The organism is Paraburkholderia sp. GV068, assembly GCF_003058125.1.
In the GTDB taxonomy this organism is placed as follows: Bacteria; Pseudomonadota; Gammaproteobacteria; order Burkholderiales; family Burkholderiaceae; genus Paraburkholderia; species Paraburkholderia graminis.
In genome coordinates this window covers 217,868-243,543 of record NZ_QBUB01000010.1, presented here as the reverse complement: position 1 = coordinate 243,543, position 25,676 = coordinate 217,868, and the positions used below count along the sequence as shown (strand labels likewise).

Here is a 25,676-nt window from a genome sequence, read left to right as displayed (position 1 = left end):
CAAGGACACGACATTGAGACCGAAGACCACCATCGCTTCCACCGCGCAAGGCGCGGAACTGCCCGACCTGGAGCGCTTCCGGCTGCGCCGCTTTCTCGACTCGCTCGACGAAACCGAACTCGATAGACGCAGCGAGCCCGTCGATCTGGCCGATATCGCCGCGATCATGGAAGGCAATCCGCGCGCCGTCTGGTTCGCGCAACCGGCGGGCGGCAGCGTGCCGCTCGCGGGCAGCGTGGCGGCGAGCCGCTCGCGCCTTGCCAAAGCGTTCGACACGACACCCGACCAGTTGCTCGAAGTCGTGCGCGACCGTTTGCGCACGAAGGGCAAGCTCGTCGAAGTGAGCCGCGCACAGGCACCCGTTCAGCAAGTGGTCCTGACCGGCGACGATTGCGATTTCACGGCGCTGCCCGTTCATCTGCAACACGATCTGGACGGCGCGCCGTATATCTCGGCGTCGATCGACTTCGCGGTCGACCCCGACACGGGCTGGACCAACGTCGGCATTCGCCGGCTGATGCTGCGCGGGCGCCGCACCGCCGGAATCGATCTCGTGGCGCCGTCCGATCTGCGCGCGATCTCGCTCGCACATTCGAAGCGCGGCGAGCGGCTGCCGATCGCTTTCGCCGTCGGCACGCACCCCATCGATCACGTCGGTGCAACGATGCGCATTCCCGCCGACGAACTCGAGCTCGTTGCCGCGTTGCGCGGCGCGCCGATGGGCGTCGTCAAATGCGTGACCAGCGATCTGCTGGTGCCGGCCGACGCGGAGTTCATTCTCGAAGGCTATCTCGACGAGCGCGGCCACGCGGAGCCCGAAGGACCGTATGGCGAATTCCTCGGCTATTACGGCGGCATCAAGACCAACCCGGTGTTTCATCTGACTGCGATCACGCATCGCAAAGACGCCGTGTTCCAGACCTGCACGATCGGCGGCCGCACGATGGCGCGCACCGATACCGCGCAACTGGCCGCGCTGCGCACCGAAGTCACCGTATGGCGCGCGCTGGAAACGGCCGTGCGCGAGATCAGGGCGGTGTACGCGAGTCCCGCGACGGGCGGCATGTTCAACGTGCGGATCGCGATGCAACAGCGTGTGCCTGGTGAAGCGCGCAACGCGATCGCGGCCGTGTTCGCGTCGCTTGCCAACGTCAAGCATGTTTTCGTGGTCGACCCCGACATCGATATCTTCTCGGACGAGCAGATGGACTGGGCGCTCGCCACGCGCTTCCAGGCGGACCGCGATATGGTGATGCATGGCGGCATGCGCGCGATGCCGCTGGACCCGTCGCTCGCCGGCGCAACGGTCACCGCCAAGCTCGGCTTCGACCTGACACTGCCGCTCTTGCGCCCCGGCGAACAGCGCGATCTCGAACATCGCGTTCCCACGCCGCCGGTTCTGACGGGCGCGCGTTTCGATTCGCTGCAAGCCGCACTCGAGCACGGTCCGAAGCGTTTCACCGAACTCATGTCCGCGACAGGAACGCGCGATGGCCGCGAGATCGTGCGCTGGCTCGAAGACACGGCGGCAACCCGCGCCATCGTCCGCGACGAGGAGGGGCGATACGCGTTTGCATGACAGGTGCGGCGCAACGGCGCCGTCGCATCGTCATGGACATGTAAGGGGCGATCGGGTGTTGTCCCGGTCGCGGATACCCGAGCGCGGCGATAGAATCCCGGCAGCCCTCTCGTGCCCTTCCCACAGGACCGCCGCATGAATCTGTCCCTGAAACAACTGAAGGTCTTTCTCGGCGTGGCGAACGCGTCGAGCTTCACGAAGACCGCGCAGAGCTTGCATCTGAGTCAGGCGGCGCTGAGCGCGATCATCCGCGAGCTCGAGACCCAGCTCGATTGCCGGCTGTTCGAACGCACCACGCGCACGGTTGCGCTCACGGAGGCGGGTCACCTGTTCTATCCAACGGCGATGAAGATCGTCGACACGCTTGAAAAATCCGTCGTCGAACTCAACGAACTCGGCCGGCAGAAGCAGGCGTCGCTGCTGCTCGGCTGCACGCCGATGATCGCCGCGAGTCTGATGCCGCAAGTGCTTGCGCGTTTCGCCGAGACGAGTCCGCAAGCGCAGATCGAACTCGTCGACCGTCCTCCCGGCGAGCTTCTGAAGATGGTCGAGGACGGCGATCTCGATGCGGCGTACGGCATCTTCTTCTCGCAGTTGTCCGGGATAGACCGCGTGCCTATCTTTCCGACGCGGCTCGTCGTGGTCTCGTCGCCCGTGGAAGGAGCGCATGGCATCGGCAAGGTGCCGCGCGACGGAGTGCAATGGCGCGCGCTCGAAGGGTTGCCGCTCATTACCCTGCCGAAGGAGAACCCGTTGCAGCGGCTGATCGAAGCGTCGTTGTCGAAAGAAGAAGTGACGGCGGGCCGGCGTACGGTCGTCGGTCATTTGCAGACCGCGGTCGCGATGGCTCACGAAGGACTGGGCGTTGCGATCATGCCGTCGTTCTGCGAACACATCTGCCGGCACTATCAGGTGCGCATCGACGTGATCCGGCCAGAGGTGGAATTTTCGTTCTACCGGATCACGCGCAGCGGACGCGACACGCTGCCCGCGCTGGATCAATTCACGCGGATGTTCGCCGCGGCGGCTCAACTCAGCCCGTTCGTGCCTGGATGAATGGCCGCGTGCCACGCCCGTGCTGCGACGATGCGTCGAGCCCGGAGAACATATCGTCGACATTGCCGTTCGATATCTGCCGGGCGATGGCCGGCAAGTCGGCGGAGTCGGCGGAATCGGGCTTGCCGATCAGCGCATAGGACAGTTCGTTCTGCCGCCACGAAACGACGTTCATCCCGTCCATCTCGCGCTGGGCGATGGACTCGTCAGGGCGCGAATCCTTCATCACGCACAGCGCCACCGGCATGCCACGCTCGGGGAGATACACCATCTGGACGAGCGGCTTGCCGTTATAGCGCAACCGCTCCACCGCCTTGAACGATAGCCCCGCCGCCTGCAGATCGGGCATACGCAAGCGGATGCCGTCGACCTTGCGAATCGCATCGACAGTGCGGGCGGCAGCGGCGCCATCGGGAACGATACTGGCGACCGTCTCGCGCGTGTACATGCGCTGATAGTCGACCGCGACGCTGATCCACGAGCGCGTCTGAACGGCCGCCGTGGAGACTCCGCGATTGCCGGACGCGCCGGGCCATCCGCCAAGATGCTGCACGAGGCCCGCGCAAAAAGCGCCCGCAATGAAAGCGGCGGCAAGCCACAGGCGGCGCTGCGAACGCTGTGCTTGCGGCGCGGGAGTGCTCGATGCCTGCGGCCCCGCGGCCTGCGCCATCGACTCGATCCGGCGCCGGAGTTCGTCAGGCAGCGGCGGCAATTTCTGCGCCGCGAACGCTTCGCGATAAGGAAGCCGCGACGCTCGCAGCAACGCCACGCTCTCTCTCAGATCGGCGGATTGCGCGAGCGCGCTCTCGACCGATGCCGCTTCGCGAGCACTGAGTTCGCCGTCGGCATACGCGATCAGTTGGCTGTCGTCGGGCTTCATTGGACGATAGGCTAAGGAGAGAAAGGGCTGTGTGAATGAGTGAGTGGCGTCACGGCGGGCACGAACGCCCGTGCTGCCGAAGGCTTCCATGATAACCGTACTGGCGGTGCGTTCCCACCCGAGGCAGTGCGCGCGTCAATGTGCGCGGGCCCGCGCCGCCGCTTCTTCACTCGTGCGGCGCTGCAGGGACACGGCATAGGCGGCGGATCGTGCGGCAAGCAGCGGATCGGCGGAAGGCGCAATGCCGTCCGGCAAAACCGTTGGATCGAAAGCAAGATCGCGGCACGCACCGTCGATCTGCGTTTGCGCGCGATCTATCACGAGCGTGCCTGCGTCGATTCTCGGCCGGCGCGGCGAACTCACCCATTGCCGGGTGGAGTCGTCGGTCGTGTCGCCGGGCATGGCGACGTTCATAAACAGATGCCAGCGCAACGGCCCCTTGCGCAGACTTTTCGACAGATCGTAGAACAGAAAATCCGGATCGCGCAGATCGCCGGCATCGACGGGACGATAAGGCTTGTCCGGCACCACTTCCCACCGAACGAAGCGACGGATACCGTGCGCGTCGATAGTCTGGAACGCGCTGATGCCGTAGTACGTGGCATTGTCGTAGCCCGACGACGGCGGATGCTGCTCGATAAAACGCCTGAAAGCGCGGGCCTCGGGATGACTGTCGAGGAACGCCTGCATCTTCGCCGGATCGCGGCGGCCCGTGCGCGGATCGCGCGCATCCGCTTGCAACTGATCGAGCAACGCCTGAGGTGTGCGCACCGGGAAGACAGGCGTGGAGTTCATCGCAAGACGCCACTCCTCGCCGCGCGGCAGCGCCATGCGCAGCGCGAGGCTGCGCACCGTGGCCGCGGCGTCGTCCTCGCCGGGATCGCCGCCGGGTATCGACAAGCGTCCGACAACCGCATAACGCCCCTTCGCAAACACGCTGGCACGTGAGAGCAGCGCGCCGTCTCCGTTGCTGTCGAAGTGGCCGGTCACGCAAATTCCTTTCGCATGATTGCGCCTGAAACCGGGGTGCGGCGTGGTCGTCGCCTCGAACGCATTGACGATGCGCCGTGCGTTCAGCCGTGGAGAAAGCCAGCCCACGCACGAAAGGAACACAGCGGCGAGCGCCGCGGGTATCGCGCATACGGCGAACGTGCGCAATGTGCGCAACGTGCGACGCGATGATCGCTGACGCGCCGGCTGATCGCGCAAGTGGCCGAACCTCATGCGTTATGCGGCCGGCGGCGCGTGCGCTTCAACGCGGCGTACGCGAGCGGCTCGTGACCAGCGAATGCGGCGCGACTCGTCATGCACATCGAACCGCTAAGGTTGCGCTCAACTCTGCTGGACATCGGTGCCGGTGCGGTTGTCGCCGACGGTCGCGGATACCCGGCCATCGTAAAGCTGCCTGCCGAGCGCATTGAGATCGACTGCACCTGGCGTGCCGATCAGCGCATAGCCCACCTCGCCGCGCCGCCACGCGACCACCTTCATGCCTTCGACTTTCGCGTTCGACGGCGCTGCATCCGCCTTCGGTTCTTTCAGCACGCACAGCGCGACCGGGTCGCCCTTCTCCGGCAAATAGACGATCTGCACCAGTGGCTTGCCATGAAAGCGCAGCCGCTGGACGCGCTTGAAAGTCAGCCCCTGGCTGCGCAAATCGGGAATCCGTACGGGCAGCTCATCCACCTGCTGGATGTCTGCAACGGTCGTCGCCGTGGTGCTCATGTCGGGTTGCAGCAGAGCGACCGTGTCCCGTGTGTACAGCTTCTGATAACCGGCCGCCGCCTTGATCCACGGCGTCATGCCCGAGTCGTCAGAGGCCGTGGTGAGCGCGCCGCCACCGGCCAGTTGCGGCACGAGCCGCAGCGCGAGGCCGCAGCAGAACGCGCCCGCGACGAACGCCACGGCGAGCTTCGGCCACGTGGGCCACTGCGGCAGCGACAGCCATTGCCGCGACTTCGTCCGAGGCCTTAGCGGCCGCACATTGTCGCCATGCTGTTCTTCGGTGCCGCGCGAGTTATCCGCTTCGGCCGCTTCTGCCGCTTCGGCCGCTTGGGCCACTTCTGCCGCGTCAGCGCTCGCGCTCCGCTCGGCGCTCTCGCGCTCCACATGCTGACGGATCAACGCGTCGACGCTACGGCCCAGGGATTCCGGCATGGGCGGCAACGCCTGCTGTTCGAACGCATGCCGATAAGGCAGTTGCGAGGCGCGCAGCATCGACACGCGGGACGCGAGATCTTCCGATTCGCGGATCGCCTTTTCCACCTGTTCGCGCTCGGGGCCCGACAACTCACCGTCGACATAAGCCAACAGGCTGGCATCATCGATCTTCATTGCGCCGCTCGCTGGGTTTTCGACGATCGTGCCGAAGACGTATCGTGGTCGCTGAATTGCGCGCCGATTGTCTGGCGCGCGCGGGAGAGCCGGCTCATGATGGTGCCGATCGGCACGCCGAGCACCTCGGCCGCCTCCGCATAGCTGAACCCTTCGACCGCCACGAGCAGCATCACGGTGCGCTGCGCGTCGGGAAGACGCTCCACCGCCGCGATGATCTCGCTCACGCTGTCGGCAGGATTGCGCGCCCCTGGGTCGGGCACGGTTTCGAGAAAGTTGTCGTCCCACTCCATGCTCGAGCGGCTGCGCACGTTGCGCGCACGTAGTTCGTTGAGCCAGGTGGAATGGACGATGGAGAACATCCAGCTCAGAGGCGAGGTACCGGGCTGCAATTGATGAGCACGTTCGAGCCCCCGCACGCACGCGCGCTGGAGCAGGTCCTCGGCGTCGTGCTGGTTCCCGCACAGGCGCAGAGAGAATGCCCAGAGCCGCGGCAGCATGCCCGGTAGAAGACTGGGCAGATTCTCGACATCTGCTGTTGACATGATTGACTGGCTCGAAGCAGGGTTACCGTCCGGCGCGCCGGCTGCTGACTGACCGTTCCTGCGGGTGAAGGAGTTCGCGGATTGTACAGCGTGCGTCAAACGTTTGCTTCGGGGCAGCCACGCCTCTTTGCCGCCTCAGGTGGAATAACCGCTCGCCGTCAGTTGTTCTGTCATGGACCGGAAACACCGAACGAAATCACGCGAGCGCGTCCGCCGTTTTCGCTTGCGCTTGCACATGCTCTCATCTTCCAGTCCGACATGACCGACTCCTCCACGACGAATGCCCTGCTTTCCCCTATCGACGATGCGGCGCCGGCCGGGCTCAACCTGGAATACGATCCCGCCTTCACCGAACTCGAACTGCTGGCGACACCGACGCCCGAGCGCGCCATGGGCGACAGTCTGAAAGCGGCTCAGGAACCCGACTGGGACAAAGTCGCAAGCGCCGCCGGCGCACTGCTCGCGCGCACGAAAGATCTGCGCGTCGCGGTTCACCTGTGTTCTGCTCGAACCCGTAGAGAAGGTCTGTCCGGATGGGCCGCGGGCCTCGGCCTCGTGCGCGGGCTGCTCGAACGCTACTGGGACCATGTGCATCCGCAACTGGACGCAGACGATAACAACGACCCCACCGCCCGCGCCAATGCGCTGATGCCGCTTGGCGATCCGCAAAGCGCGCTCGGCATGTTCAGGCTTGCTCCGTTTGTGCAGTCGCCGCGTCTCGGCCGCTTTTCGCTGCGCGATCTGCGCGTCGCGACGGGCGCGATCAACGCGTCGCCGTCGCAGGACGGCGCGCCGGCTCCGACGCTCGTCGATCTCGAAGCATGTTGCATGGACTGCCCGGAGGATCAGTTGCCGCAATCGGCCGCAACGCTCGCAGAAGCACAGGAACATGCGCAAGCCATCGTTGCGTTGGTGCGGGAAAAACTCGGCACGGCGAGCCCCGACCTGGCGCTGTTGTGCGGCGATATCGCGGAGCTGAAAAAATTCGTCGATACGCAAGTGCAGCGCCGGTTTCCTGGACGACCGGAAGCGAGCGTCGGCGCGTCGCCGGCCTCGCTGTCGGGCTCGCTTCTGGACTTGTCTTCGTCTTCGCCTGTGTCGCCGCACGAGGGCGCCACGCATGAGCCGGCCAACGCGAGAATCTCCGGCCAAGCCGATGTGATCCGGCGGCTCGACGAGATTTGCGACTACTACGAGCGCGTCGAACCTTCGAGCCCGCTACCGATTCTGCTCAAACGCGCGCGGCGCCTCGTCGGCAAGAGTTTCGCCGAGGTGCTCAGGGACATCGCGCCAGGCGGGCTGTCGGAGCTTCAGACATTGTCGGGTTCCGAGAGCGAATAAGCGCGGCCGGCGAGGTGCGGCCGGCGAGGTGCGGCCGCGGAGGCGCGTTCAGCAGACCGCATCGCGGCCCTCAACGGCGATCATGACGCCAGCATCAACGAGTCAGCATCAACCACCCGGCGGCAAGCGCGCTGGCCACCGCGACCAGCAGCAGCATCAGCAGCATCCATAGCGCGGACGAGCGGCCTCGCTTCACAGGCATCTGCGCGCTGCCGGCATCGAGCCGCCGAATCGGCACGGGCTGGCGCCGTGCGGCACCCGCAGGGACGCTTCGACGCACCGTATCGCGCCCATCGGAGGGCGCTTCGCCGACGAGCGAATCAAGCAAGCGTCGCCGCCGCTGCCGATATGCATCGCGTTCGATGCGGCCAAGCCGATGCATTTCATCGAGCGCCCGCAACGCGTCGTTGACCTGCTGCTCGCGCATGCCCGGCTCCTCATGTGTCGTCACCGCAAGCTCCGCCTGCAGGTCGCGCCGCGCCGCCCGTCTGCGCTGTCCTGCCCGCCGCATTTCGCTGCCCGTCATGCGTTTGCCTGGCTGTGCCGGTCGCTGCGCGCGGGCAGCGTCATCGAAACCGACGCCGCCGCGCTCGCCGCGTCGCCGCTTTCGACCCGCGCCTTGATCTGGTCCAGCAGCGCGCTCAAGCCGCCTGGCGGCAACGCGATGCTCGCGCCGATGTCGCGCTCCATCTGCTTCATCGCTTCAGGGTCGGCTGCCTGCGCGGTATCGAAGCGTGCCTGCAGCGCCTGCAGATCCGGGTCGGCCATCGGCTGATCGCGCGCGGCCAGGATTGCCGCCGCGAGCAGATAGCGTTGCGCCGCGTCGCCGAGTTTCTGATCGCCGGAAAGCGCGTCGGCACCCTGCGAGGCGACGCGAGCGGCGTCTTGCAGATGGCCCGCGCGGCCAAGCGCGCGAGCATTGCCGAGATACGCGTTGGCAACGAGCTGCGGCGCGCCGCTCGTGAGGAACGCGTTGCCGGGTTCCAACGCGCGCATCCGGTTGAGTGCCGCGAGAGCACGCGCTCCGTCGTTGGCGGCAGCGGCGAGCCGCAGCGCGTCCATTTGCGCAGCGGCGTCGCCGCTCGCCGTCAACTGGTCGATGCGTTGCTGCTGCAACAACTGCAGCATCCGGTCACGCTGAGCGGAAAGACCCGGCGAATGCGGCGCATAACGCAAGCCGACCTCGATGACGTCCAGCGTCCGATGCGCCAGCAGCGGATCGGTCACGCGAGACGCCGCGGCGACGATGCCGTCGGCGAGCGCGTCTATTGCGGTGCCGGTTTCCGGCGAAGCGTCGTTTTGCAGCGCGCTCATCGCCCGGCTCACGCCGTCGAGCCACGATGCACTGGCTGACGGATTAGCCGCCAGTTCCACGAGCGAGCGGCGCGCATCGGGCACGCTCATCGCGGCGGCAGGCGTCCCATGATTTTGTGTCGCCGATGCCGCTGCGGCCGCCAGTTGTCCGCGCCGCCGCTGCAAGCGCGAGGAGTCCGGAAACAGTTGCAGGGCCAGCGCGATCCGCGCCCGCGCTTCGTCGAACCTGGCCGAGTCGAGCGATTGCCCGATCGCGGCGTCGTAGCGCGATTCGATCTGCGGACTCTTCAGCAACGCGCTGCCCGGGTCGAGCATGCGAATCCGCTGCAGGATGTCCGCCGCGCTGCCCGGCTGGTCGTCGAACAACGCGTCGCGATCGAGCGCTTCGTCGAGGCTGCTCGCGAGCTTCGCGAGCATGTCGGCGCGCTCATCGTCGATCTGCTTGCGCCGCACGTCGAATTCCGGCGAAAACAGCTTCAACTGGTCGCGGATCTGAAACACGTGCTGGGCGGCCGCATAATCGATTCGCCCGAGCGGCGGGCTCCAGTACGCGTCGAGCCGGCTTGCGAGAAAGCGCTGGATCAGATCGTTCTGGTTCAGCACGAGGCGTTCGCGCTCGTCCACGCCCAGTAATGCGAGCGCCGCGACGGCCTGGTCTTCGTTCGCGTAGTGCCGTGGATCGCTACCGGCAAAGCGCGCGATGGTCGCCTCCAGTTGCCGATGGCGATGCTGGCTATGCCATGCGGAAGCGCCTGCGGCGAGCACCGCCACGGCGAGCGCGCCCGCGCAATATGGCAAGAGGCGCTCGCGCATTTTCCTCGGCCGCAGCCCTTCGACGAGCGCGCCCACCGCCTGCAACCGCTCGCCGCCGCGAAAAGCCACCGCCTGGCACAGCGCCCGGTATTGACGCCGCCCGAGACCCGGCACGGGCGGCGTCACTGCACTCTCGCGCAACGCGACGTCGGCGCTGTGCCGGTCGAACGGATGGCGGCCGGTTAGCAACTCGAAAACCACACAGCCGAGCGCGTACACGTCGTCGCGCACCGACGGCGCCGCGCCCTCGATCATGTCGAGGCTCGCATAGGCCGGTGTCATCGCGCCGAGCGTGCCGGCATCGAACACGGTCTGCTCACCGGCCGCGCCCGCGGCAGCGAGCCCCGCGCGCGCGATGCCGAAGTCGAACACCTTCGGCACGCCGTCGCGCGTCACCATGACATTGCCCGGCTTGAAGTCCGAGTGCACGATGCCGCTCGCATGCGCCCGCTGCAACGCGCGCGCCATCGCGTCGATCAGCGGCCACGCCTCGCGAAACGGCATTCCCGAAGGACGCTCGCGAATCAGCGTGCGCAGATCCGTGCCGTCGATGTACTCCATCGTCATGAAAACGATCGTGCCGTCCTTGTCGAAGTCGTAGACGTGCACGATGTTGTCGTGAGCAAGCCGTTGCGCGCGGCGCGCTTCGCGTTGCAAGGCAATCAGCGAATCCGGGTGGCGGCGGAACTCGTCGTTGAGCACCTTCACGGCCACGTAGGGATCGCGGTCGCGGGCCTCGACCTTGCGCTCGTCGCGCGCCAGATAGACGACGCCCATGCCGCCGCGCCCCAGTTCGCGCTCGAGCAGAAAACGTCCTTTGAGCAGCTTGCCCACCGATGCATGATCGCTACTTTGTGCCTGAGCTACGCGCTGCCAGCTATCGCGGTTCAGGCTGCTGTCGCTGGACTTGCTATCGCTGGCGCTGCTGCCGTTCACATCGCTGTTGTTCGCATCGTTGCTTCGGACTTCTTCCGATCCCGCGTGGCTGACGGAACGGCTCGCGGGTTTGACGACGGTCGCGTCGTCCCACGATGCGTGCGATGAAACCCCCACTGCGGGTTGCACGACAGTGAGGCCGTCGTCGGCGTCAGCGGGCCTCGCATCGAGCGCCACTTGCTCGCGGCGGTACACGGAAGAAGACGAAACCGGCGCGGCGCGCCGCGCGAACAACCGCCGTGCGCGGGCCTCGATCAGAAGGAACAGTTGCCGTGCGCGCGCGCCGCCGGCGCCGAGGCGTGAGTAGATGTCGTTCATCGAAGGTCTATCAGGCTGCTTCAAGCCGTACGATCACGGCGGAAAGGTTGTCGCGGGCGCGGCGCGCAAGCGACAGCGCGAACAGGCGGTCCACCAGTTGCTGCGGGGTGTGCGGATCGCGGCATGCGTCGGCCAGTTCGCCGTCGCTCAGTTCCTTGTTGATCCCGTCCGAGCACAGCAGGAACAGCATGCCTGGGCGGCTGCCCGCCACCGCCCAGTCGACGAACAGCGTGTCCTCGACGCCGATTGCGCGTGTCAGCACCCCCGCCCCCGCTGCCGGCGCGCGCGTGCCGAACTGTGTGATGTCGGCTGGCTGACCGTGCACGTGATCGCGCGTGAGCTGAACCAGCGCGCCGTTTTCGTGCACATAGACGCGGCTGTCGCCAACCCAGCCGCACAGCACGAATGCCGGGGCGTGGACCAGCAGCGCGAGCGTCGAGCCGATCACGTCGACCTGCTGCTGAGCGGCTGCCGCGCGCAGCTCGGCGTTGACCTGCTGCAACGTATCTTCGATGGCCGCAATGAAGTCGTTCACGTCGGCGTCGCGAGTCAGCGCACCCAGCCGCTCGACGATCAGCGTGCTGGCGTAGTCGCCGGCCGCGTGGCCGCCGAGTCCATCGGCGACGACCCACAGTCCGAGGTCGTCGCGCACGAGGATCGCGTCCTCGTTACGGCGGCGCACGTTACCCGTTTCCGTGTGGCCGGCTGAGCGGCAGACCGTCCTCATGCGTCTATCTCCACGACCGCGAGCGGCCATTCCGCGGACGGCGCACGAAGCCCGGCCGCATTCGCCAGATAGGCGCGCGCGTCGTCGCAGGTCGGCAGCGCCAGCGCCGTGGCGAGACAGTCGCGCGAAAGCCGCGTGAGTTCGCGTGTGGCGAGCAGAAGCAGACGGTCGCCGCGTTCGAGCGAAAGCGCCGCTTCCTCGCAGTTCGGATCGCCGTGGGCGCCGATGCCGGGCATGTCGAGCCATGCGTCGCCGAACAGCAGATCGTCCAGCTCGCCGCCCGTGCCCGCTGCGCGCTCGACGAACGGCGCGAGCAACTGGCCGGATCGCCAGTGCCACAGCGCCGCGGCGCCGACGCGCATCACGCGGGCGGACGCGCCCTCGAAACACACGACGACAGCCGCGCCGTTTTCGGCAGCCGCCCCGCTTGCTTCACGGCTTGCTTCACTGTTTGAATCACGCAGCCGCGCATGGAGCGACATCAGCCCGGCCCTGAGCATCCGGGCGTCGGGCGCGTTCAGCAGCACCGTCTCGCGGATGCCGCGCGCGGCCACGCGGCGTGGGTCAGGCGGACCGTCGTCGGCGCTCACGAGCAAAGTCCGGCCGTTGTCCAGCCACATCGTCGTGCTGCCGATCGGGGCGGTGCGAGGGACGAGGTCGGGACTGCTTGAGGTCGCGATCAAAGGCTCGCTTGCGAAGGCGCAGACTGCCGTCATCGACGCGGCGCCACTTGCATCGATATCCGACGAGCTAAAAGTATCGTCAGCGCGCAAGGGTTGCTCGTACGGTTGATACTGTCGATACGCTCCATGCGGTCCGTCCTGAACCGGCAGGCATGAAGGCGCAAGCAGCGCCGCATAACTGCGCGGCAACCCGCGCGTCGCCAGCAATCGCGCCGCGCCCGCGGTCCACCACAGGCACCACGGCCCCGGCCTCATGCAAAGCTGGCGCCATGCCTCGCTCAGAATCAGGCCGGCGCACGTGCTGTCCGCTATGCCGAGTCCCCATTGCCCGCTGTCCCACGGCAACTCGCGCCAAAGCGCCGACAAATCGCGCGCGTCGCTGAAAGGCCGGGGCAGCGTCACGACACGCGCGTCGAACGTCTCGACGCTGACTGCCTCGCCTTGAGCGCCGCGGTACACCCGCTCGAGCGCGTCGAACCAGCCGGGATTGCCGAACAGCTCCGCGACTTCGCCGGAACAGCGCGCCGCCAGCACGGTCGGGAATGCACGGCCGACACGGTCCACGGCCGGACCGGCGACACCGCACCACGAGCCGTTGCCGCATACCTGTGACGGAAGCACGAACCGCCATGCCGCGGCGTGCTGCCAGGCGGACGCCCATCGCTCGCCGGTCTCGCGCCGCCCGATCTCGACCGCGCGCTGGAAGTGGCGATCCCATGCATCGACGAAGTCCGGCGGCAGCCGGCGCCGCACAAAGTCGCCTGCGCCGGGCAGCTTGCCGTAGAAGCCGACGGCGCCGCTCATCGCGGACACCTGAAGCGCCGCACTTCATTGCTGTCGAACGGATTGCGCAGGCTCGCCGGCTGGATCGGCAGCTTCAGAGCGTGGCCGTCGAAATCGAACGTCGCCAGATAGCGAAGGTCGCCCTGCTTTTGCAGGCGAGCGGCGTCGAGCGCATGGAAGAACGCCCATTCGCCGTCGAAGCGCAACGGCGTGCCGAGCGGACGGCCGGCCACATCGAAAGCGCTGACCGACACATGGCCCGGCTGCGGGCCCGGCCATGCCATTGCCACGCTCGACGCCCCGTTAGCCGAATAGTCGTACTTCTGCCCGTCGATCTCGATCACGGCCCGCGCGATGGGCGCCTCGAACTGCGGCGCGAGCAGCGTGAAGCCGACCTGCACCTGAGCGCCGCTGCGAAAGAACATCTGACGGATGTCGTCGGCGGCCTGCGCGCGGGCCAGTACCGATTGCGGTCCCGGCGGCGAGCCCGGTTTCCAGCGCCATGCACGGCCGCCCGTATCGACTCTCTGCGCAAGCGTCGATTTGAAAAAACTGTCGAATCTGCCGCCGTTGCCAAACAGTTCGGCGAAATTCTGCAACGGGATATCCGAGCCGCCGCTTGCCGCAAACGGATAGCGTCCATCGACGAAGTTTGCGCAGTCGCTGCCCGCCGCCGCGCGAAACTGATCGGCAAGGGCCGCGCTGCTGCCGCTCGCAACCAGATCGGCGCTCTTGCCGGTGAGCCCCTGAATCAGCCCGGCCACCTGCGGCGGCAGTTGCCCCGCTTCCTGGCGCGCGGCAAGCAGCGCCGGACTGTTCTGCGCGGCAGGGTCGCTCAGGTCGTTCATGGTCAGCAGGGTTTTGCCAAGCTGATCGAGGACGGCCAACGTATGGTCGAGCGGCGTCGCGCCGCTCGTGCCCGTGCCCGTGCCCGTGCCCAGTTGATCGATCTGCGCGAAATGTTCTTCGATGGCCGCGCCCGGCTGCCGCGAGCCGGCCGGGTTCGCATCGCCCGCCTTGAGCGTGACGCCGACGGGCAGCGGCGCGCCTGCGTTGCGCAGTTCGCCCGCGAGGCGCGTGTTCAGCGCGCGCTTCGCCGCGATGTTTTCACCCGCAAGCCGCGCCTGCGAGGCCAGCGAGTCGGCGCCCGCCGCCGCGGCGCTTGCCGGCGCGCGCAACATGTCGCTCGTATTGTCGCGAACCAGGTTGAGCAGCGCTTTTAGCGGCGAACTCGGTCCGGACAGTTTCGCGGCCATCGCGCTCGCGTCCTGAATGCTCGTGACCGGCTGCAATTGCAGATCGGCGAGCAAGGCATCCCAGTTCCGGATGTAGTCCTGCTCATAGAGCGTCAGCACCTGTTGTTCGTAGCGCGAGCGGGCTAGCGGATCGACGCGCCCGCTGTCGAACACCCAGTAGTCCTTCACGAAACGATCGACGGACTGATCCAGCCCGCCGCTCACCTCGGACTGGAAATACGGCCGCGTGAAAAGAACCGGCAAAGGCTCGGACAGCGGCGCACCGCTCTTGCGGCGGAACACGTTGCCCAGCAACCCGAGCGACTGGTCGAGCCGCACCGGCGACGCACCCGAGCGGCCCGCGTCCAGTTGCACGCTGCCGTAGATCAGCGTGGCGACGTCCGCTGTCTTCAGCGTCGAGCGCGCCTGAGCGATCAGTGCGTTGTCGAGCGGCAGTGCGCGCGGCTTCTGCGCGTCGCCGAGCCGGGCCGAGAAGTGCTTGTCGAGCGCAGTGCGAATCGCCGGGTCCTGCGGAAACAGCCGCTGCCACTCGACGCGCGCAAGCGCGGCCAGTTCGTCCGCGTCGAGATGCTGCGGCTCGCCGAGCATCAGGTAGCCCTTCAGATCGTCGTAGAGCGCTTGCGGATTGCTGGCGTTCTCGACGAGACCTTCGCGAAACCGCAGGTCGACGCCCGGCAGCAAGGTGCCGTCAAGCTCGCGCAGATATGCGCTGTGCGCCTGCGCGAAGAGCGCGTTGCCCTGATACAGCCCGAAGCGCATCGACCACGGCACATGCGCGCGGTACTGACCCGCGGCGTCCTGCGTCGCGGAGATCACCTCGAGCCGCGCGAGCGCCCGCGCAAAATACGACTTGAGGTCAGGCGCGCCGGCAAGCGTAGCGGCGTCCGGCAAGTCCTTCAGCGCGCCCTGAACTTCCGCGACGAACGCGCGGTTGCGCGCATAGCTGGTCGCGAATCCCGCGACCAGCACGAGGGTCACGACGGCGAGGCCCGCATAGGCGGCGGCCTGCATGAAGAGCTTTTGCCGCTCGAAGCGCGGATTCGTGCCCGCGAGACCCGACTCGCGAAACAGCACATCCTTCAGCAGGCGCTCGACGAAGTAGGTGTGCCGCTGCCCGGCGCCGGCCTGCACTCGCGCGGCGTCGACGCCGAAGGTACGCGCGACCGCTCCCAGTATCCGGTCGATCGGCGCGCCCTCCTGGGTGCCCGAACTCAGGTAAGCGCCACGCAGCATCGGTGGCGTGCCGTACTCGTGACGCCCGAACGCGGCCTCGACGAACTGCCGGGCGATCTCGCGAAACGCACCCAGTTGCTGCGGAAAGCTCAGCACCGACGCACGCCGGCCGCGATCGCGCTCGCCGTGCAGGCGCTCGATCAGGCGCGTGTTGAGGCGGTTGAGCAGCAGATCGTATTCATCGGCGAAACGGCTGGACGCACTGCCGTCGAGGCTCGCGCCCAGCGGGAACGTGACGCCCCACACCTGGCTGCGCAACTGAGCGCCCAGGTCGTCAAAGAACTCGCCGAAGCCCGCTACCAGGTCGCATTTGGTGAACACGAGATACACGGGCACGGCGACTTTCAGATGCTGCGCGAGTTCGTCCAGACGACGGCGCACGGCGCGCGCATGCTGTTCGCGCGCGGCGTCGTCGAAGCCGAGCAGATCGGACACGCTCATCGTCACGATGACGCCGTTCAGCGGCCGGCGCCTGCGATAGCGGCGCAGCAGCGCGAGAAACGACTGCCATGCGCTTGCATCGGCTTGCGCGTCGGAATCCTGCGTCGTGTAGCGGCCCGCGGTGTCGAGAAACACGGCCTCGTCGGTGAACCACCAGTCGCAGTTGCGTGTACCGCCGATACCGCGCAACGCGTCCTTGCCGAAGCGCTCGGACAACGGAAAGTCGAGACCGGAGTTTTGCAGCAGCGTGCTCTTGCCCGAGCCGGGCGGCCCGATCACGACATACCACGGCAGCGCGTACAGGTTGTTGCCGTTGCGGCGTGTCTTGCGCAGCGTGTGGATTGCTTCACGAAAGCGCTGCAGCAGTTGCGCGCGCTCCTCGCTGCCGGGCTCCGCGGCGGCGAGCTGCGTTTCCTGGCCCGCGAGGTCACCGGAAAGCCGTGCAGTCTTGCGCTGCGCTCTCCATTGCAGGACCTGCAAGGCAATCACCCATGCGAGCACCACGGCGAGAATCAATGCGACCCGCGCCGCCGCGCTCGCGAGCGGTTCGCGCTCGCCGATGCCCACGTAAGGGCCGCCGAGCCAGATCAGTGCCGCGATCAGCAGCAGGCCGAGCGCGTGCGTGAACCACCGGGACTTGACCCAGGTTTTCAGCGTGTTCATGGGTTCAGTTCTCCGGGATAAACAGAATTTCCACGCGACGGTTGCGCGCCCGGTTCGCCGGCAGATCGGCCGGCGTCGCGATCGGCTGTGACGAACCGGCGCCGTTTGCCTCCAGCCGGCGCGGATCGTCGAGTCCTTGTGCGAGGACCGCCAGCGTGTTCTGCGCGCGCGCCGTCGACAGCGCGAAGTTGTCCTTGAATCTGAGCGAGTGCACCGGTTGATCGTCGGTATGGCCCACCACGATCACGCGCCCGCGCACCTGGTTCAGCGCCGAGGCCACGCGGCGCAGCAGCGGAATCTCGTCGGGTAAAAGATCCGCTCCGCCCGAAGGAAACAGCGCGCCTGCCGCAAGGCGTATCGTGTCGCGGCCGTCGGCCTGCTCGTCCACGGCGAGCGCGCCCGATTGCTCGAGCGGCGCAAGCAGCGCCTTCAGGCTGGGGCGAGCGGGCCTGGGCGCAGCGGCCCCGGCGGGCGGCGGCGCGCTGCCTGTGCCGATCGCGGCAAGCTGCGCGCCGACGGGTTCGGCGAGCGCATTCAGCCGCGTGAAGAAGTACAGGAACGCACCGATCACGATGAGCGCCGACGCGGCAGCGGCGATCCACAGCGGCACATGACGCATGACCGGATTGCGGCGGTCATCGACGCCGCGCCAGTGCGGCGCCAGTTCGGCAGCGGGCGCTTCGCGCAAGCCGCGAATCCGGCGGTACAGATCGTCCTGAATGTCGGCCAGACGGCCGAGGCCGCCCGGCTCCACCAGATAGCGTCCGCCGAAACCGAGCGCGAGGCAGATGTACATCGTCTCGATCAGATCCAGATGACGCGAGAAGTCCACGCTCAGCCGGTCGAGAATCTGGAAGAACTTGGCGCCGCCGTAGGTCTCGCCGTGAAACGTCACGAGCAGCGTCTTTTGCGCCCATCCGCTCAGGTCGCCCCACGGCGCGTTGTTCACGGCTTCGTCGAGCATGGTGCACAGCACGTAGCGCGCGGCCATCACGGTTTGCGTGTTGACACCGGCATCCTGCGCGTGACGCTCGAAGCTGTGCACGTGCGCGACGGCCTGTTCGCGCAGCCGCGCGACATCGGCGGGCGCCGCCACGCTGTGCCGCAACTGCACGCTGAGGAGCAGCAGCGGATTGGCGGCGCGCACGAGCGGATTGACGACGCCGCTCATCAATTCGCGAAGTTCGATACGCGGCGCGGCAGAAGCGGCCTGCTCGTGGCCGCGCGAAGGCGCATGCCGCGGCATGATGCGCGTTGCGTCGTCGGCGCCGGCTTGCGGCTGCGGACGGATCACGGTGGCGTCGAAGCGCCCGGCCGGCTCATCGTTGCGATTGGCGGTGTTCATGCGCGAACCGCCCACAGTTGAAGATCGAGGCCGGCAAAGCCGCTGCCGAAATGCATCGCGATGCCACCGGATGTCTTCAACATTCGCCACATCGCCGAACCGCGGTCGCACTCGAAATACACGAAGCCGGACGTATAAGGCAACTGGCGCGGCGCGACCGCCATCGACGACACGCCGATGCCCGGCAGTTGCAGATTCACGAGGTCGCGGATTTTCTCCACGGGGCCGATTTTCGATTGCGTGGGCAACTGCCGGCGCATGTCCTCGGCTTTCATATCGGCTCGCGCGGCGAGCACGAAGGTTGCCGTGTCGAGGAGCGTCGAATCCGGCACGACGCCGACCCACACGCCGTACTTGCGTTGCTGCAGCGGAATCGGCACCGCGCTCTGTTCGAGCACGGCGCTCAGCGCGATCCTCAATGCGGCGATCACCGGCTCGAAGCTCTCCCGCAGCAGTTCGTGCCGGTACGCCGGAAAGCTCTGCGCGCGCTTGGCCGGCGCGGTGAAGGTGGCCAGTTCGCCGGCCAGTTCGAGCAGCAGCCGGTACAGCGCTTCGGGATGCAGCAGCGGCGCTTCGGCCAGATGCGCAACGAGCGGCTGGTAACGGTTGATGACCTGCAGCATCAGGAAGTCGGCGATCTCCGCAGCGCCGCCCCGATCCGTTTGCGTGACGCGGCTCGCGAGCGCTTCGCCGCGCTGGTGAAGCAGGCCGAGCAGTTCCGACAGAAACGTCACCAGACGCTCGGCAGCCTGAGTCTGCAACGCGCTCGGCATGAAGCCGTCGTCGAGCGTCACGCGCCGGTCGGCCCGGCACTCGATCACGCGGGCGAGCGGAATCTGCATCAGTCCCTCGGCGGGCTGCGACTCCGGCATGAGCCGCGTGCTCATGCCCGCGACTTCGAGCACGATAAGCCCTTCCATGCTGCCGGACGCATCGTGCACTTCCGTCTCGCGAACCCGATAGCGCAATAGCTGGTCGGCGGCGCCCGCGCCGGTCCATCCGCTGTCTGCCCCCGTGGACGAGCGCAGCGGCAAGCTCAGGTGAACGACCTGATCGCGCCAGTTCGAATCGATGTCGAGCGGCGCCGGCAGTGGATCGTCGCCCGGCATCGAAAACGGCGTGCCGTCGGGAAACACGCCCCGCGCGCGCTTGATGCCGAGCTTGCCTATCGCGAGCAGGTCGGGTTCGAGTTCGAGCTCCTGGAAGCCCCACGCATGCGGGCGCAGCCCGCCCGCGCGCAGTTCCACGTAGCGCTCGAAGTAGCGTTCCTGCTGCTGCATGTGCTGCGGCCTCAGAAACAGGCCTTCGCTCCATATGACTTTGTTGCGGTGGGTCATGTCGTCGGTTCGATCAAGAGTTCTGTGTGCGCCGCCCGGCTGCGGGCGGTGCGCTGACGCGGTGGCTGGGGTCACTATTGCGGGTCGTCGGCCGCGCGGGCTTTGAGGTGCGCGAGCTGTTGCTCGTAGGCCCGCGCGAATTCGTCGCCGAACAGGCGCCGAAAGCATTCGTCGGGGTCTCGGGTTAGCGCGTCGAACTGCTCCTTGTAGCGCTCCCAGTGGCGCGGCCGGCCGCCGAGCGGCAAGCGTCGCGCGCGGCCTCCGGACTCCTCGATGCGCGCGGGATCGAACTGGGCCAGCATCGACTGGAATGCCGAACGCACGCCGGCAAGCATGGCCATCTGGTGATTGCGGATGTCGGCGGCGGCATCGTTGAGCGCCGCGTTGCCGGACAGGAAGCCGCCGTCCGGCGGCGCGAACAGCCGCCTGACCGCTTCCTGCGCGGTCGGCGCGAACTTGAGCGGATTGTTCTCCGAACGCTGGATCAGCGTTGCGGGCAGCCGGAAGCGGTTCTTCAACTCGGCGCGGGCGCGCAGCACGTCCATCATCGCGTCGACCGCGATGTGGAGCATGTCGGTCAATTGTTGCGCTTGCGCCTCGGCATCGGCATCGGCGGATGCTGGCGGGGACGCGCTGGTTGTGGCGGGGGTTGGGTCGGGGGTCGTGGGTGGCGTCGGTGGCGTGGCTGATGCTGATGTCGATGGCGACGTTGCCGGCGTGGGTGACGAATCGGTGAGCGGAGCCGCTGCCGCCGGATCGACCGACGGAACCGCTGCGCCCGTCGGAATCGATGAGACCGGCGCGGCGGCCGGAGCCGGAGCCGGAGCGGGAAAATCCACCATAGCCGGCGACGCATGCCGCAAATCCGCCGGCTGCCGTGAGTCCGTCGCCTGCGCTACATCCGCCGACGTCCCGGCGACGGGCTCGACATCGACCGGCTCCCGTTGCGGCCCGGAACGCGGTTCGACCCGGCTTCCGGTTGCGTCCCAGTCGTCCGGCAGCAGCGGGCCGCTTGTTCGCGGCAGTTCGACTTGCGGCGGGCGGAACCGCTCCGCGACCGCCGGCATGTGGTTCCAGTCCGGCGCAGGCGGACCTGCGGGCACAGCCTCGTCGGAATAAGAAGGCGGCGCGTCGAATAGCGCGAGCGGATCGAGACTCGCGCCCGCCGCTGCGGCATCGGCTGCACCGGGAATCAGCCCTTCCGCAAACCCCGCGCCGCCAGATGCGCCGGCACGCGCGGACGGCAGCAGCAGACGCAGATCGAGCGGCTCGGCGTTCTGCGCGCGAGCCGCTCCCACGTGAGAGGCCGGCAACGGCGGTGCCGACGCTGGCGGCAACGGCGCGGGCACCGCCGCTTTGCGGGCATCTGTTGAAACGTCGCGCGAAACGTCGCGCGAGGTATCGTCCTGCCCGGCCGTCGCGCCGGAAAGACGCACCGTGATTTCGAATGTATCGATCTGCAGCCGGTCGCCGTTTTTCAGCGCCGCGGGATCGCCCCTTTGCAGCGCGGCGCCATTGAGCAGCATGCCGTTGGTACTGCGGTCCTCGACGAAATAGAGGCCGTTCAGATAGCGCACCAGAGCGTGCAGCCGCGACACACCCTCGGTGCCGAGCACCCAGTCGCAGTCTTCCGAGCGCCCGATGCTGCCGTCGCGACAGTCGAACACGTGCTCGCGCCGGCCGCCGAGACGCTCGGCCCGTTCGCCCTGCACCGAGAGAATCAGATTGTGCGCGGTGCTCATTGCGTCGCTCCGTCCATATCGTTAGGGATGCCGAGCAGGCTCAGCGCGTCGCGCACGAACGCGGTGCGGCGCGCGTCGATCTGCGCCGGGACCAGCGCGGCCATGTAGCTGACGGCCGCCGTGGCGGCAATCGCGCTCAGGTGCTCGGGCGGCGGCGTCGGCTGCCCGTATCGTGGATTCAGGTTGCCGCCGGTCCAGCCGGCGGAGGCACAGGCCCATGCGCCGATCGTCCGGTAGCGGTGCTCGTTGGCAAACGACGCCGCGGCGGCGCGCTGCGCTTCGCCCGGATCGCGCACCCACGCTTCGGCAAGCGCGACACCTTCGCGGTCGTGCGCGCCGAGGGGCTGGCGGCTCGCGCACTGACATACCCACGCGACCGTGTAGCGACGCGGCAAGAGGCGCGCGAGCAGGCTCAGTGCGTCGGCGGCGAGTCCGTCGTCGAGCAGCGTCTGTACGGCGGCGCGCGGCGTCATGCCTGGTTCCAGGCGGGCGTTCGCCGGCGCGGATAGCCGCATCTGCCGGGCAGCGTCGAAAAGCGTAGTCATAGCGGCAGGATCATCGGCGCCGCGCCGCCGAGTATCGCGGTGGCCGTGCCGATCAGTTGCAGGTTGGTGGACTGCACGAGGCAGTCGGCCTCGGAGAGAATCTCCATCGCGGCAATCGAACTGATGTTCAGATTCGCCTTGGAATTGAGTTCCATCGCGAGCCCCGACGTCATCGCCACGTTCAGTTCGCCATTCACCGTAACGTTGGTGCCCTCGATCGCGATCTCACCCGTGCTGTTCAACGTGATGCTCGCGAGTCCGGTCACCAGCCTGATCTGCTTGCCGGCCGTCAGCGTGTAATTGCGCGCCACCTGCACGTCGTGGTCATGCTCCGATTCCTCGCGCAAATTCTTCTGCGCATGAATCAGCACCTCTTCGCTGCCCTTTTTGTCCTCGAAGCGGATTTCGTTGTAGTCCTCGGTGGAGCCGGTGTGGCTGCGGCTTTTGACGCCGCTCTGCGTGCGGTTTTCGGGCAGGCTGTACGGCGGCATGTTGTCCGCGTTATAGACGCTGCCGATAATCAGCGGCCGGTCCGGATTGCCGTCGAGAAAGCTGACTACCACCTCCTGTCCGACGCGCGGAATAAACTGCGCGCCCCAGCGCTTGCCCGCCCACATCTGCGCGACGCGCACCGGGCAAGAACTCTGCGCGTTCGGTTTGGCCGGGCGGTTCCAGAAGAACGTGACCTGCACACGACCGTACTTGTCGACTGCGATGTCCTCCGGCGTGTTGCCTTCGACCACCGCGGTCTGCAGGCCGGCAATCACAGGGCGCGGCGTGAGCGGCATCGTGCGAAACGGCTGACGGCTGCGAATCGCCCTGAACGCGCAGCGAAACGGTTCCTCGCCTTCGTCCGCGCCGCCGCCCGTCACGTAGTCCGGCTCGACGAGCCGCATCTCGGTTTCGATCACGAGATATTCCTGGTTGGCGTCCGCAAGCGGAAAGTCCTTGAGCCTGAATAACGCACCCGTGGTGACGCCGCATGCGTCGGTGTGCCCGGCGCTCGTCAGCATCGGCACGTTGAGCGCATCGGCGCGCACCTGCGCGTAGCGCTGACCGTCCTGCAGACGCTGGTCGTGGCCGACGTAGTCGTACGCGTAGTCGTAGATGTCGAGACCGCTCACGCTGTGGGCATCGTCCTTATCGGTGACATCCTCGGTGGCGAGCAGCGACGCTTTCGGTTTCAGATAGTCGTAGTCGTCCAGTTGCACACGCGTTGCATTCATCGCGCGCGCAGTGGTCCAGTCGCTGATCGACGCCTTCATGCGTTTGCCGCGCCCGGTCGGCGGCGCATAGGGAATCTGCTCGAAACCGGACACAGGCGAATGCGCGCCGAGCGCGTCGGCAAGCACCATCGTGTGGACACCGTCCGCATGCGTGAAGAAGTAGTAGATGCCCTCCTGCTCCATCAGGCGGCTGATGAAATCGAAGCTGCTCTCGCGGTATTGCACGCAGTAATCGCGCGGCGCGTAAATGCCGCTCAAGCTCAGTTTTACGTCCGCGTAGCCGGCATCGGCGAGCACCGATTTGACGATCTGCGGCACGCTCATGCTTCGATAGATGCGACAGTCGCGCCGGCGCGTCGCCAACCACGCCTTCGGCACGACTCCGAAGGTGTAGACGGCGTAACGCACGTTGTCGATGTTCACGAAGCCGCCCTGCTCGCACTCGTTGACCATGCCGTTGAAGTACCGCGTATAGCCCTGCGGGGTGACGAGCTTGACGGTCATCGGCGTGCCGAGCAGTGCGCGCAGATCGACCTGCGGGTTCTTGCTGATCGCCTCGATCCGGTATGAAAACAGACGGCCGAGCGATTCTGTCGCGGTCATGTTCGAGAACAGCAGACTGGTGCCGAGGTTCGAGGCAAGCGTGATTGCGTGAGCCATGTGATTGACGAAAGCGGGGTTGTGTGCGGAGCCGGTCAGTGCGGCGCGCGAAGCTGTGCGATGGTGCGTGCGTCCATGCGTGCTAGAGGACGACGTCCACGCTGAACCTCGGCAGGTTCGCCGCGGACTTCACGTTTTTCTCGACCTGTGTTTCGAGCGACGTTCTGAAGTTCTCGCGAATCTCGCTTTTGAAACGCGACACCGAGACCCAGCCGTCAAGCATCTCTTTGAGTGCTTCCTTTGTGATCAAGGTTTCTTTTGCGGGCAGCGCCGAATCCTCTATCAGCTTTTTGCGCAGCGTTTCCAGGTTGTCGCTACGCTTGTCCCAGCCGCCGTCACTCGCACCGCCGATGTGGATCGACTCGGGTCCGACATCGACCGTCACGCCGCTGTCCTCGATGGTGTCCTGCACACGCTTGCGCCGCACCGTCAGATGAAACTTGCTGACATTGATCTTGAGCGGCGAGGTCTTTTTCAGCTGACCGATTTTCAGCGTGGCGTTCACATGCGCGGACAGAAACAGAACGTCCTGCGCACCGTCTTCTTCGCTCACTGTCCACGGAATCACGACGGCGTTCGAAATCAGGTTCACGGACTTCGACTTGTTGTCTTTCGCGTCGTCGGCCAGCACGTTCCTGTATGTGAAGCGGGGATTCGATCCGTGCTCGAAGTTCTGGATCAGCCTCGTCACGAACTGCACCACATTCTTGTCGCTCAGTGTCGACAGTTCCGCGAATCCATCGTTGCTCTTTGCTGCTGGCATCGCCTTATCTCCCGACGCGGTTGGTTCGTCTCTCGAAGAACACAACAGCCGGGTCTCGCGATCTATTCCTTCCTCGTGAAGTAAAAAAATCGGCGCGCGCGGCGGGGGACGCTGGTTGTATGTGGGCGACTTGCGGCTCGATCGTCAAAGCCAGTCGTGGAAGTAGCTGTCTCTGACCTTGTACATGGGGAAATACCAGTTGTCGCGCATGAACATCTTGTTCTCCAGACTCTGTGCCGGAACCTGCGAGTGGACCTGGTCCTCAAACATCCGGTCGCGCAGTTTCGTGAAGCCCGAACTCTCGGCCGCGGCCGTGGGGCCGGTCATCCTGATCGTGCTGCGGCGCACGTCCTCCATGTACTCGGTGCGCAGCTCGTCGTTGGTTTTCAGCGAACGGAACCTGCTGTGTATCAGCGCTTTATACGACTTCAGGCCATTGCTGCCGGCGTGGCTTGCAATGATCGAGTTGCTGATGGGAGGCGGTTGATCTCCGCGAATATTCGCTTGCCACCAGTCCGCGCTGGTCCAGTCGTTTTCGCTTACGCCGTTGTGCCACACGGGATTCACGGCGGAAAACCGCGGATAAGACTGATGGCAGACGATGTCGCCGAGCGGACTCACGCAACTGACGTCCGTATCCGCATAAATGCCGCCGTACTGAAGAAGAATCTCGATGCGCAGAATGTCGCTGGCCGAACCGAAGTTGGCGCCGCGATTGACGAGTTCCCTGCGATAAATCGCTGCGTTCTTGCCCATTTTCAGGTCGCGCTGCACTTCGCGAAGCTTGATCCTGTTCTCCTCGCAAAAGTTGATGATCGAGTTGACCTGCGTCGCGCGCATGCCTCGGAGGGTCTCGCCGCGCTGATTCAGATACTCTTCCAGATAGCGGATCGTGGCTGCATCGCCTCCTTTTTTTCCCAGCACCTGTGCGACTTCCTGCCATTGCGCCGCGGAAACGCGCCCAAGGCCTTGCGCTCCGTTCTGGTCGCTGATCTGCCGGCGGCGTTCGCCGGTCAGCAACTGGTTGGCGTCGATCCAGAGATTGACTTCCCAGTCGGGATTCATCCTCGGAAACGTGACGATGCAATCGCGATTCCGTTGCGGGATATCGCCGCCGATCCAGATGATATGAATGACCTTTGGAATGGCTCTCAAC

General features: G+C 66.3%; 19 protein-coding genes. 3 read left to right on the top strand and 16 right to left on the bottom strand.

What is annotated here, in order from left to right:
• Nucleotides 1-13 precede the first annotated feature (13 nt).
• Together C8K18_RS21270 and C8K18_RS21265 are read left to right on the top strand one after the other, a co-directional pair.
• Entirely contained in the window at nucleotides 14-1,579 is a 1,566-nt protein-coding gene (locus C8K18_RS21270; protein WP_107709612.1) for a UbiD family decarboxylase, read from the top strand.
• A 135-nt stretch (nucleotides 1,580-1,714) separates the two neighbouring features.
• Nucleotides 1,715-2,635 (top strand): LysR family transcriptional regulator, encoded by a 921-nt coding sequence (locus tag C8K18_RS21265; RefSeq protein ID WP_107709610.1) that lies wholly within the window; start codon nucleotides 1,715-1,717, stop codon nucleotides 2,633-2,635.
• Here C8K18_RS21265 and C8K18_RS21260 read toward each other — a convergent pair.
• From C8K18_RS21260 to C8K18_RS21245, 4 genes are all read right to left on the bottom strand, one after another.
• Entirely contained in the window at nucleotides 2,613-3,515 is a 903-nt protein-coding gene (locus C8K18_RS21260) for an anti-sigma factor (protein ID WP_107709608.1), read from the bottom strand. The genes C8K18_RS21265 and C8K18_RS21260 overlap by 23 nt on opposite strands.
• A gap of 135 nt (nucleotides 3,516-3,650) precedes the next feature.
• Entirely contained in the window at nucleotides 3,651-4,739 is a 1,089-nt protein-coding gene (locus tag C8K18_RS21255; protein ID WP_258196169.1) for a catalase family peroxidase, read from the bottom strand.
• Nucleotides 4,740-4,847: 108 nt separating this feature from the next.
• On the bottom strand, nucleotides 4,848-5,849 hold the full coding sequence (locus C8K18_RS21250) for an anti-sigma factor (RefSeq protein WP_107709606.1): 1,002 nt from the start codon (nucleotides 5,847-5,849) through the stop codon (nucleotides 4,848-4,850).
• Complete coding sequence (locus C8K18_RS21245; RefSeq protein WP_107709604.1) at nucleotides 5,846-6,394, bottom strand: RNA polymerase sigma factor; 549 nt, start codon at nucleotides 6,392-6,394, stop codon at nucleotides 5,846-5,848. The genes C8K18_RS21250 and C8K18_RS21245 overlap by 4 nt, the downstream gene beginning before the upstream one ends.
• Nucleotides 6,395-6,652: 258 nt before the next feature.
• Between C8K18_RS21245 and tssA the strand changes: the two genes are divergently transcribed.
• Complete coding sequence (gene tssA, locus C8K18_RS21240; protein WP_107709681.1) at nucleotides 6,653-7,735, top strand: type VI secretion system protein TssA; 1,083 nt, start codon at nucleotides 6,653-6,655, stop codon at nucleotides 7,733-7,735.
• Between the two features lie 94 nt (nucleotides 7,736-7,829).
• Here tssA and C8K18_RS21235 read toward each other — a convergent pair whose 3' ends face one another.
• From C8K18_RS21235 to C8K18_RS21180, 12 genes are all read right to left on the bottom strand, one after another.
• Nucleotides 7,830-8,186, bottom strand: a complete 357-nt coding sequence (locus tag C8K18_RS21235) for a hypothetical protein (RefSeq protein WP_258196168.1) — start codon at nucleotides 8,184-8,186, stop codon at nucleotides 7,830-7,832.
• Nucleotides 8,187-8,257: 71 nt separating this feature from the next.
• Nucleotides 8,258-11,116, bottom strand: a complete 2,859-nt coding sequence (locus C8K18_RS21230; RefSeq protein WP_107709600.1) for a serine/threonine-protein kinase — start codon at nucleotides 11,114-11,116, stop codon at nucleotides 8,258-8,260.
• Nucleotides 11,117-11,126: 10 nt separating this feature from the next.
• Nucleotides 11,127-11,843 (bottom strand): PP2C family serine/threonine-protein phosphatase, encoded by a 717-nt coding sequence (locus C8K18_RS21225; RefSeq protein ID WP_006049760.1) that lies wholly within the window; start codon nucleotides 11,841-11,843, stop codon nucleotides 11,127-11,129.
• Nucleotides 11,840-13,330, bottom strand: coding sequence for a type VI secretion system-associated protein TagF (tagF, locus tag C8K18_RS21220; protein WP_107709598.1), 1,491 nt, complete (start codon nucleotides 13,328-13,330; stop codon nucleotides 11,840-11,842). The genes C8K18_RS21225 and tagF overlap by 4 nt, the downstream gene beginning before the upstream one ends.
• Nucleotides 13,327-16,902, bottom strand: a complete 3,576-nt coding sequence (gene tssM, locus C8K18_RS21215) for a type VI secretion system membrane subunit TssM (protein ID WP_107709596.1) — start codon at nucleotides 16,900-16,902, stop codon at nucleotides 13,327-13,329. Before tssM ends, tagF begins: the two co-directional genes overlap by 4 nt.
• Before the next feature lie 4 nt (nucleotides 16,903-16,906).
• The gene (gene icmH, locus C8K18_RS21210) at nucleotides 16,907-18,247 is read right to left on the bottom strand and encodes a type IVB secretion system protein IcmH/DotU (RefSeq protein WP_107709678.1); all 1,341 of its coding nucleotides are present in this window, start codon (nucleotides 18,245-18,247) and stop codon (nucleotides 16,907-16,909) included.
• On the bottom strand, nucleotides 18,244-19,584 hold the full coding sequence (gene tssK, locus C8K18_RS21205) for a type VI secretion system baseplate subunit TssK (protein ID WP_107709594.1): 1,341 nt from the start codon (nucleotides 19,582-19,584) through the stop codon (nucleotides 18,244-18,246). Before tssK ends, icmH begins: the two co-directional genes overlap by 4 nt.
• Before the next feature lie 74 nt (nucleotides 19,585-19,658).
• A complete protein-coding gene (tagH, locus tag C8K18_RS21200) occupies nucleotides 19,659-21,326 on the bottom strand; it encodes a type VI secretion system-associated FHA domain protein TagH (RefSeq protein ID WP_107709589.1) in 1,668 nt (555 codons plus the stop codon).
• Nucleotides 21,323-21,799, bottom strand: a complete 477-nt coding sequence (locus C8K18_RS21195; RefSeq protein ID WP_006049766.1) for a DUF6931 family protein — start codon at nucleotides 21,797-21,799, stop codon at nucleotides 21,323-21,325. The genes tagH and C8K18_RS21195 overlap by 4 nt, the downstream gene beginning before the upstream one ends.
• A 68-nt stretch (nucleotides 21,800-21,867) precedes the next feature.
• Nucleotides 21,868-23,757 (bottom strand): type VI secretion system tip protein TssI/VgrG, encoded by a 1,890-nt coding sequence (gene tssI, locus C8K18_RS21190; protein WP_165919838.1) that lies wholly within the window; start codon nucleotides 23,755-23,757, stop codon nucleotides 21,868-21,870.
• A gap of 82 nt (nucleotides 23,758-23,839) precedes the next feature.
• Nucleotides 23,840-24,520 (bottom strand): hypothetical protein, encoded by a 681-nt coding sequence (locus tag C8K18_RS21185; protein WP_006049768.1) that lies wholly within the window; start codon nucleotides 24,518-24,520, stop codon nucleotides 23,840-23,842.
• A 144-nt stretch (nucleotides 24,521-24,664) separates the two neighbouring features.
• Nucleotides 24,665-25,675 (bottom strand): TcdA/TcdB catalytic glycosyltransferase domain-containing protein, encoded by a 1,011-nt coding sequence (locus C8K18_RS21180; protein WP_107709587.1) that lies wholly within the window; start codon nucleotides 25,673-25,675, stop codon nucleotides 24,665-24,667.
• Between the last annotated feature and the right edge of the window lies 1 nt (nucleotide 25,676).

Bases quoted from the DNA above. Each gene is read 5' to 3' on its own strand.
- tssK (WP_107709594.1), bottom strand. From the start codon at position 19,584: ATGACCCACCGCAACAAAGTCATATGGAGCGAAGGCCTGTTTCTGAGG.
- C8K18_RS21260 (WP_107709608.1), bottom strand. From the start codon at position 3,515: ATGAAGCCCGACGACAGCCAACTGATCGCGTATGCCGACGGCGAACTC.
- tagF (WP_107709598.1), bottom strand. From the start codon at position 13,330: ATGAGCGGCGCCGTCGGCTTCTACGGCAAGCTGCCCGGCGCAGGCGAC.
- tssM (WP_107709596.1), bottom strand. From the start codon at position 16,902: ATGAACACGCTGAAAACCTGGGTCAAGTCCCGGTGGTTCACGCACGCG.
- icmH (WP_107709678.1), bottom strand. From the start codon at position 18,247: ATGAACACCGCCAATCGCAACGATGAGCCGGCCGGGCGCTTCGACGCC.
- tagH (WP_107709589.1), bottom strand. From the start codon at position 21,326: ATGAGCACCGCGCACAATCTGATTCTCTCGGTGCAGGGCGAACGGGCC.
- tssI (WP_165919838.1), bottom strand. From the start codon at position 23,757: ATGGCTCACGCAATCACGCTTGCCTCGAACCTCGGCACCAGTCTGCTG.
- tssA (WP_107709681.1), top strand. From the start codon at position 6,653: ATGACCGACTCCTCCACGACGAATGCCCTGCTTTCCCCTATCGACGAT.
- C8K18_RS21255 (WP_258196169.1), bottom strand. From the start codon at position 4,739: ATGAGGTTCGGCCACTTGCGCGATCAGCCGGCGCGTCAGCGATCATCG.
- C8K18_RS21195 (WP_006049766.1), bottom strand. From the start codon at position 21,799: ATGACGCCGCGCGCCGCCGTACAGACGCTGCTCGACGACGGACTCGCC.
- C8K18_RS21185 (WP_006049768.1), bottom strand. From the start codon at position 24,520: ATGCCAGCAGCAAAGAGCAACGATGGATTCGCGGAACTGTCGACACTG.
- C8K18_RS21230 (WP_107709600.1), bottom strand. From the start codon at position 11,116: ATGAACGACATCTACTCACGCCTCGGCGCCGGCGGCGCGCGCGCACGG.
- C8K18_RS21245 (WP_107709604.1), bottom strand. From the start codon at position 6,394: ATGTCAACAGCAGATGTCGAGAATCTGCCCAGTCTTCTACCGGGCATG.
- C8K18_RS21225 (WP_006049760.1), bottom strand. From the start codon at position 11,843: ATGAGGACGGTCTGCCGCTCAGCCGGCCACACGGAAACGGGTAACGTG.
- C8K18_RS21250 (WP_107709606.1), bottom strand. From the start codon at position 5,849: ATGAAGATCGATGATGCCAGCCTGTTGGCTTATGTCGACGGTGAGTTG.
- C8K18_RS21265 (WP_107709610.1), top strand. From the start codon at position 1,715: ATGAATCTGTCCCTGAAACAACTGAAGGTCTTTCTCGGCGTGGCGAAC.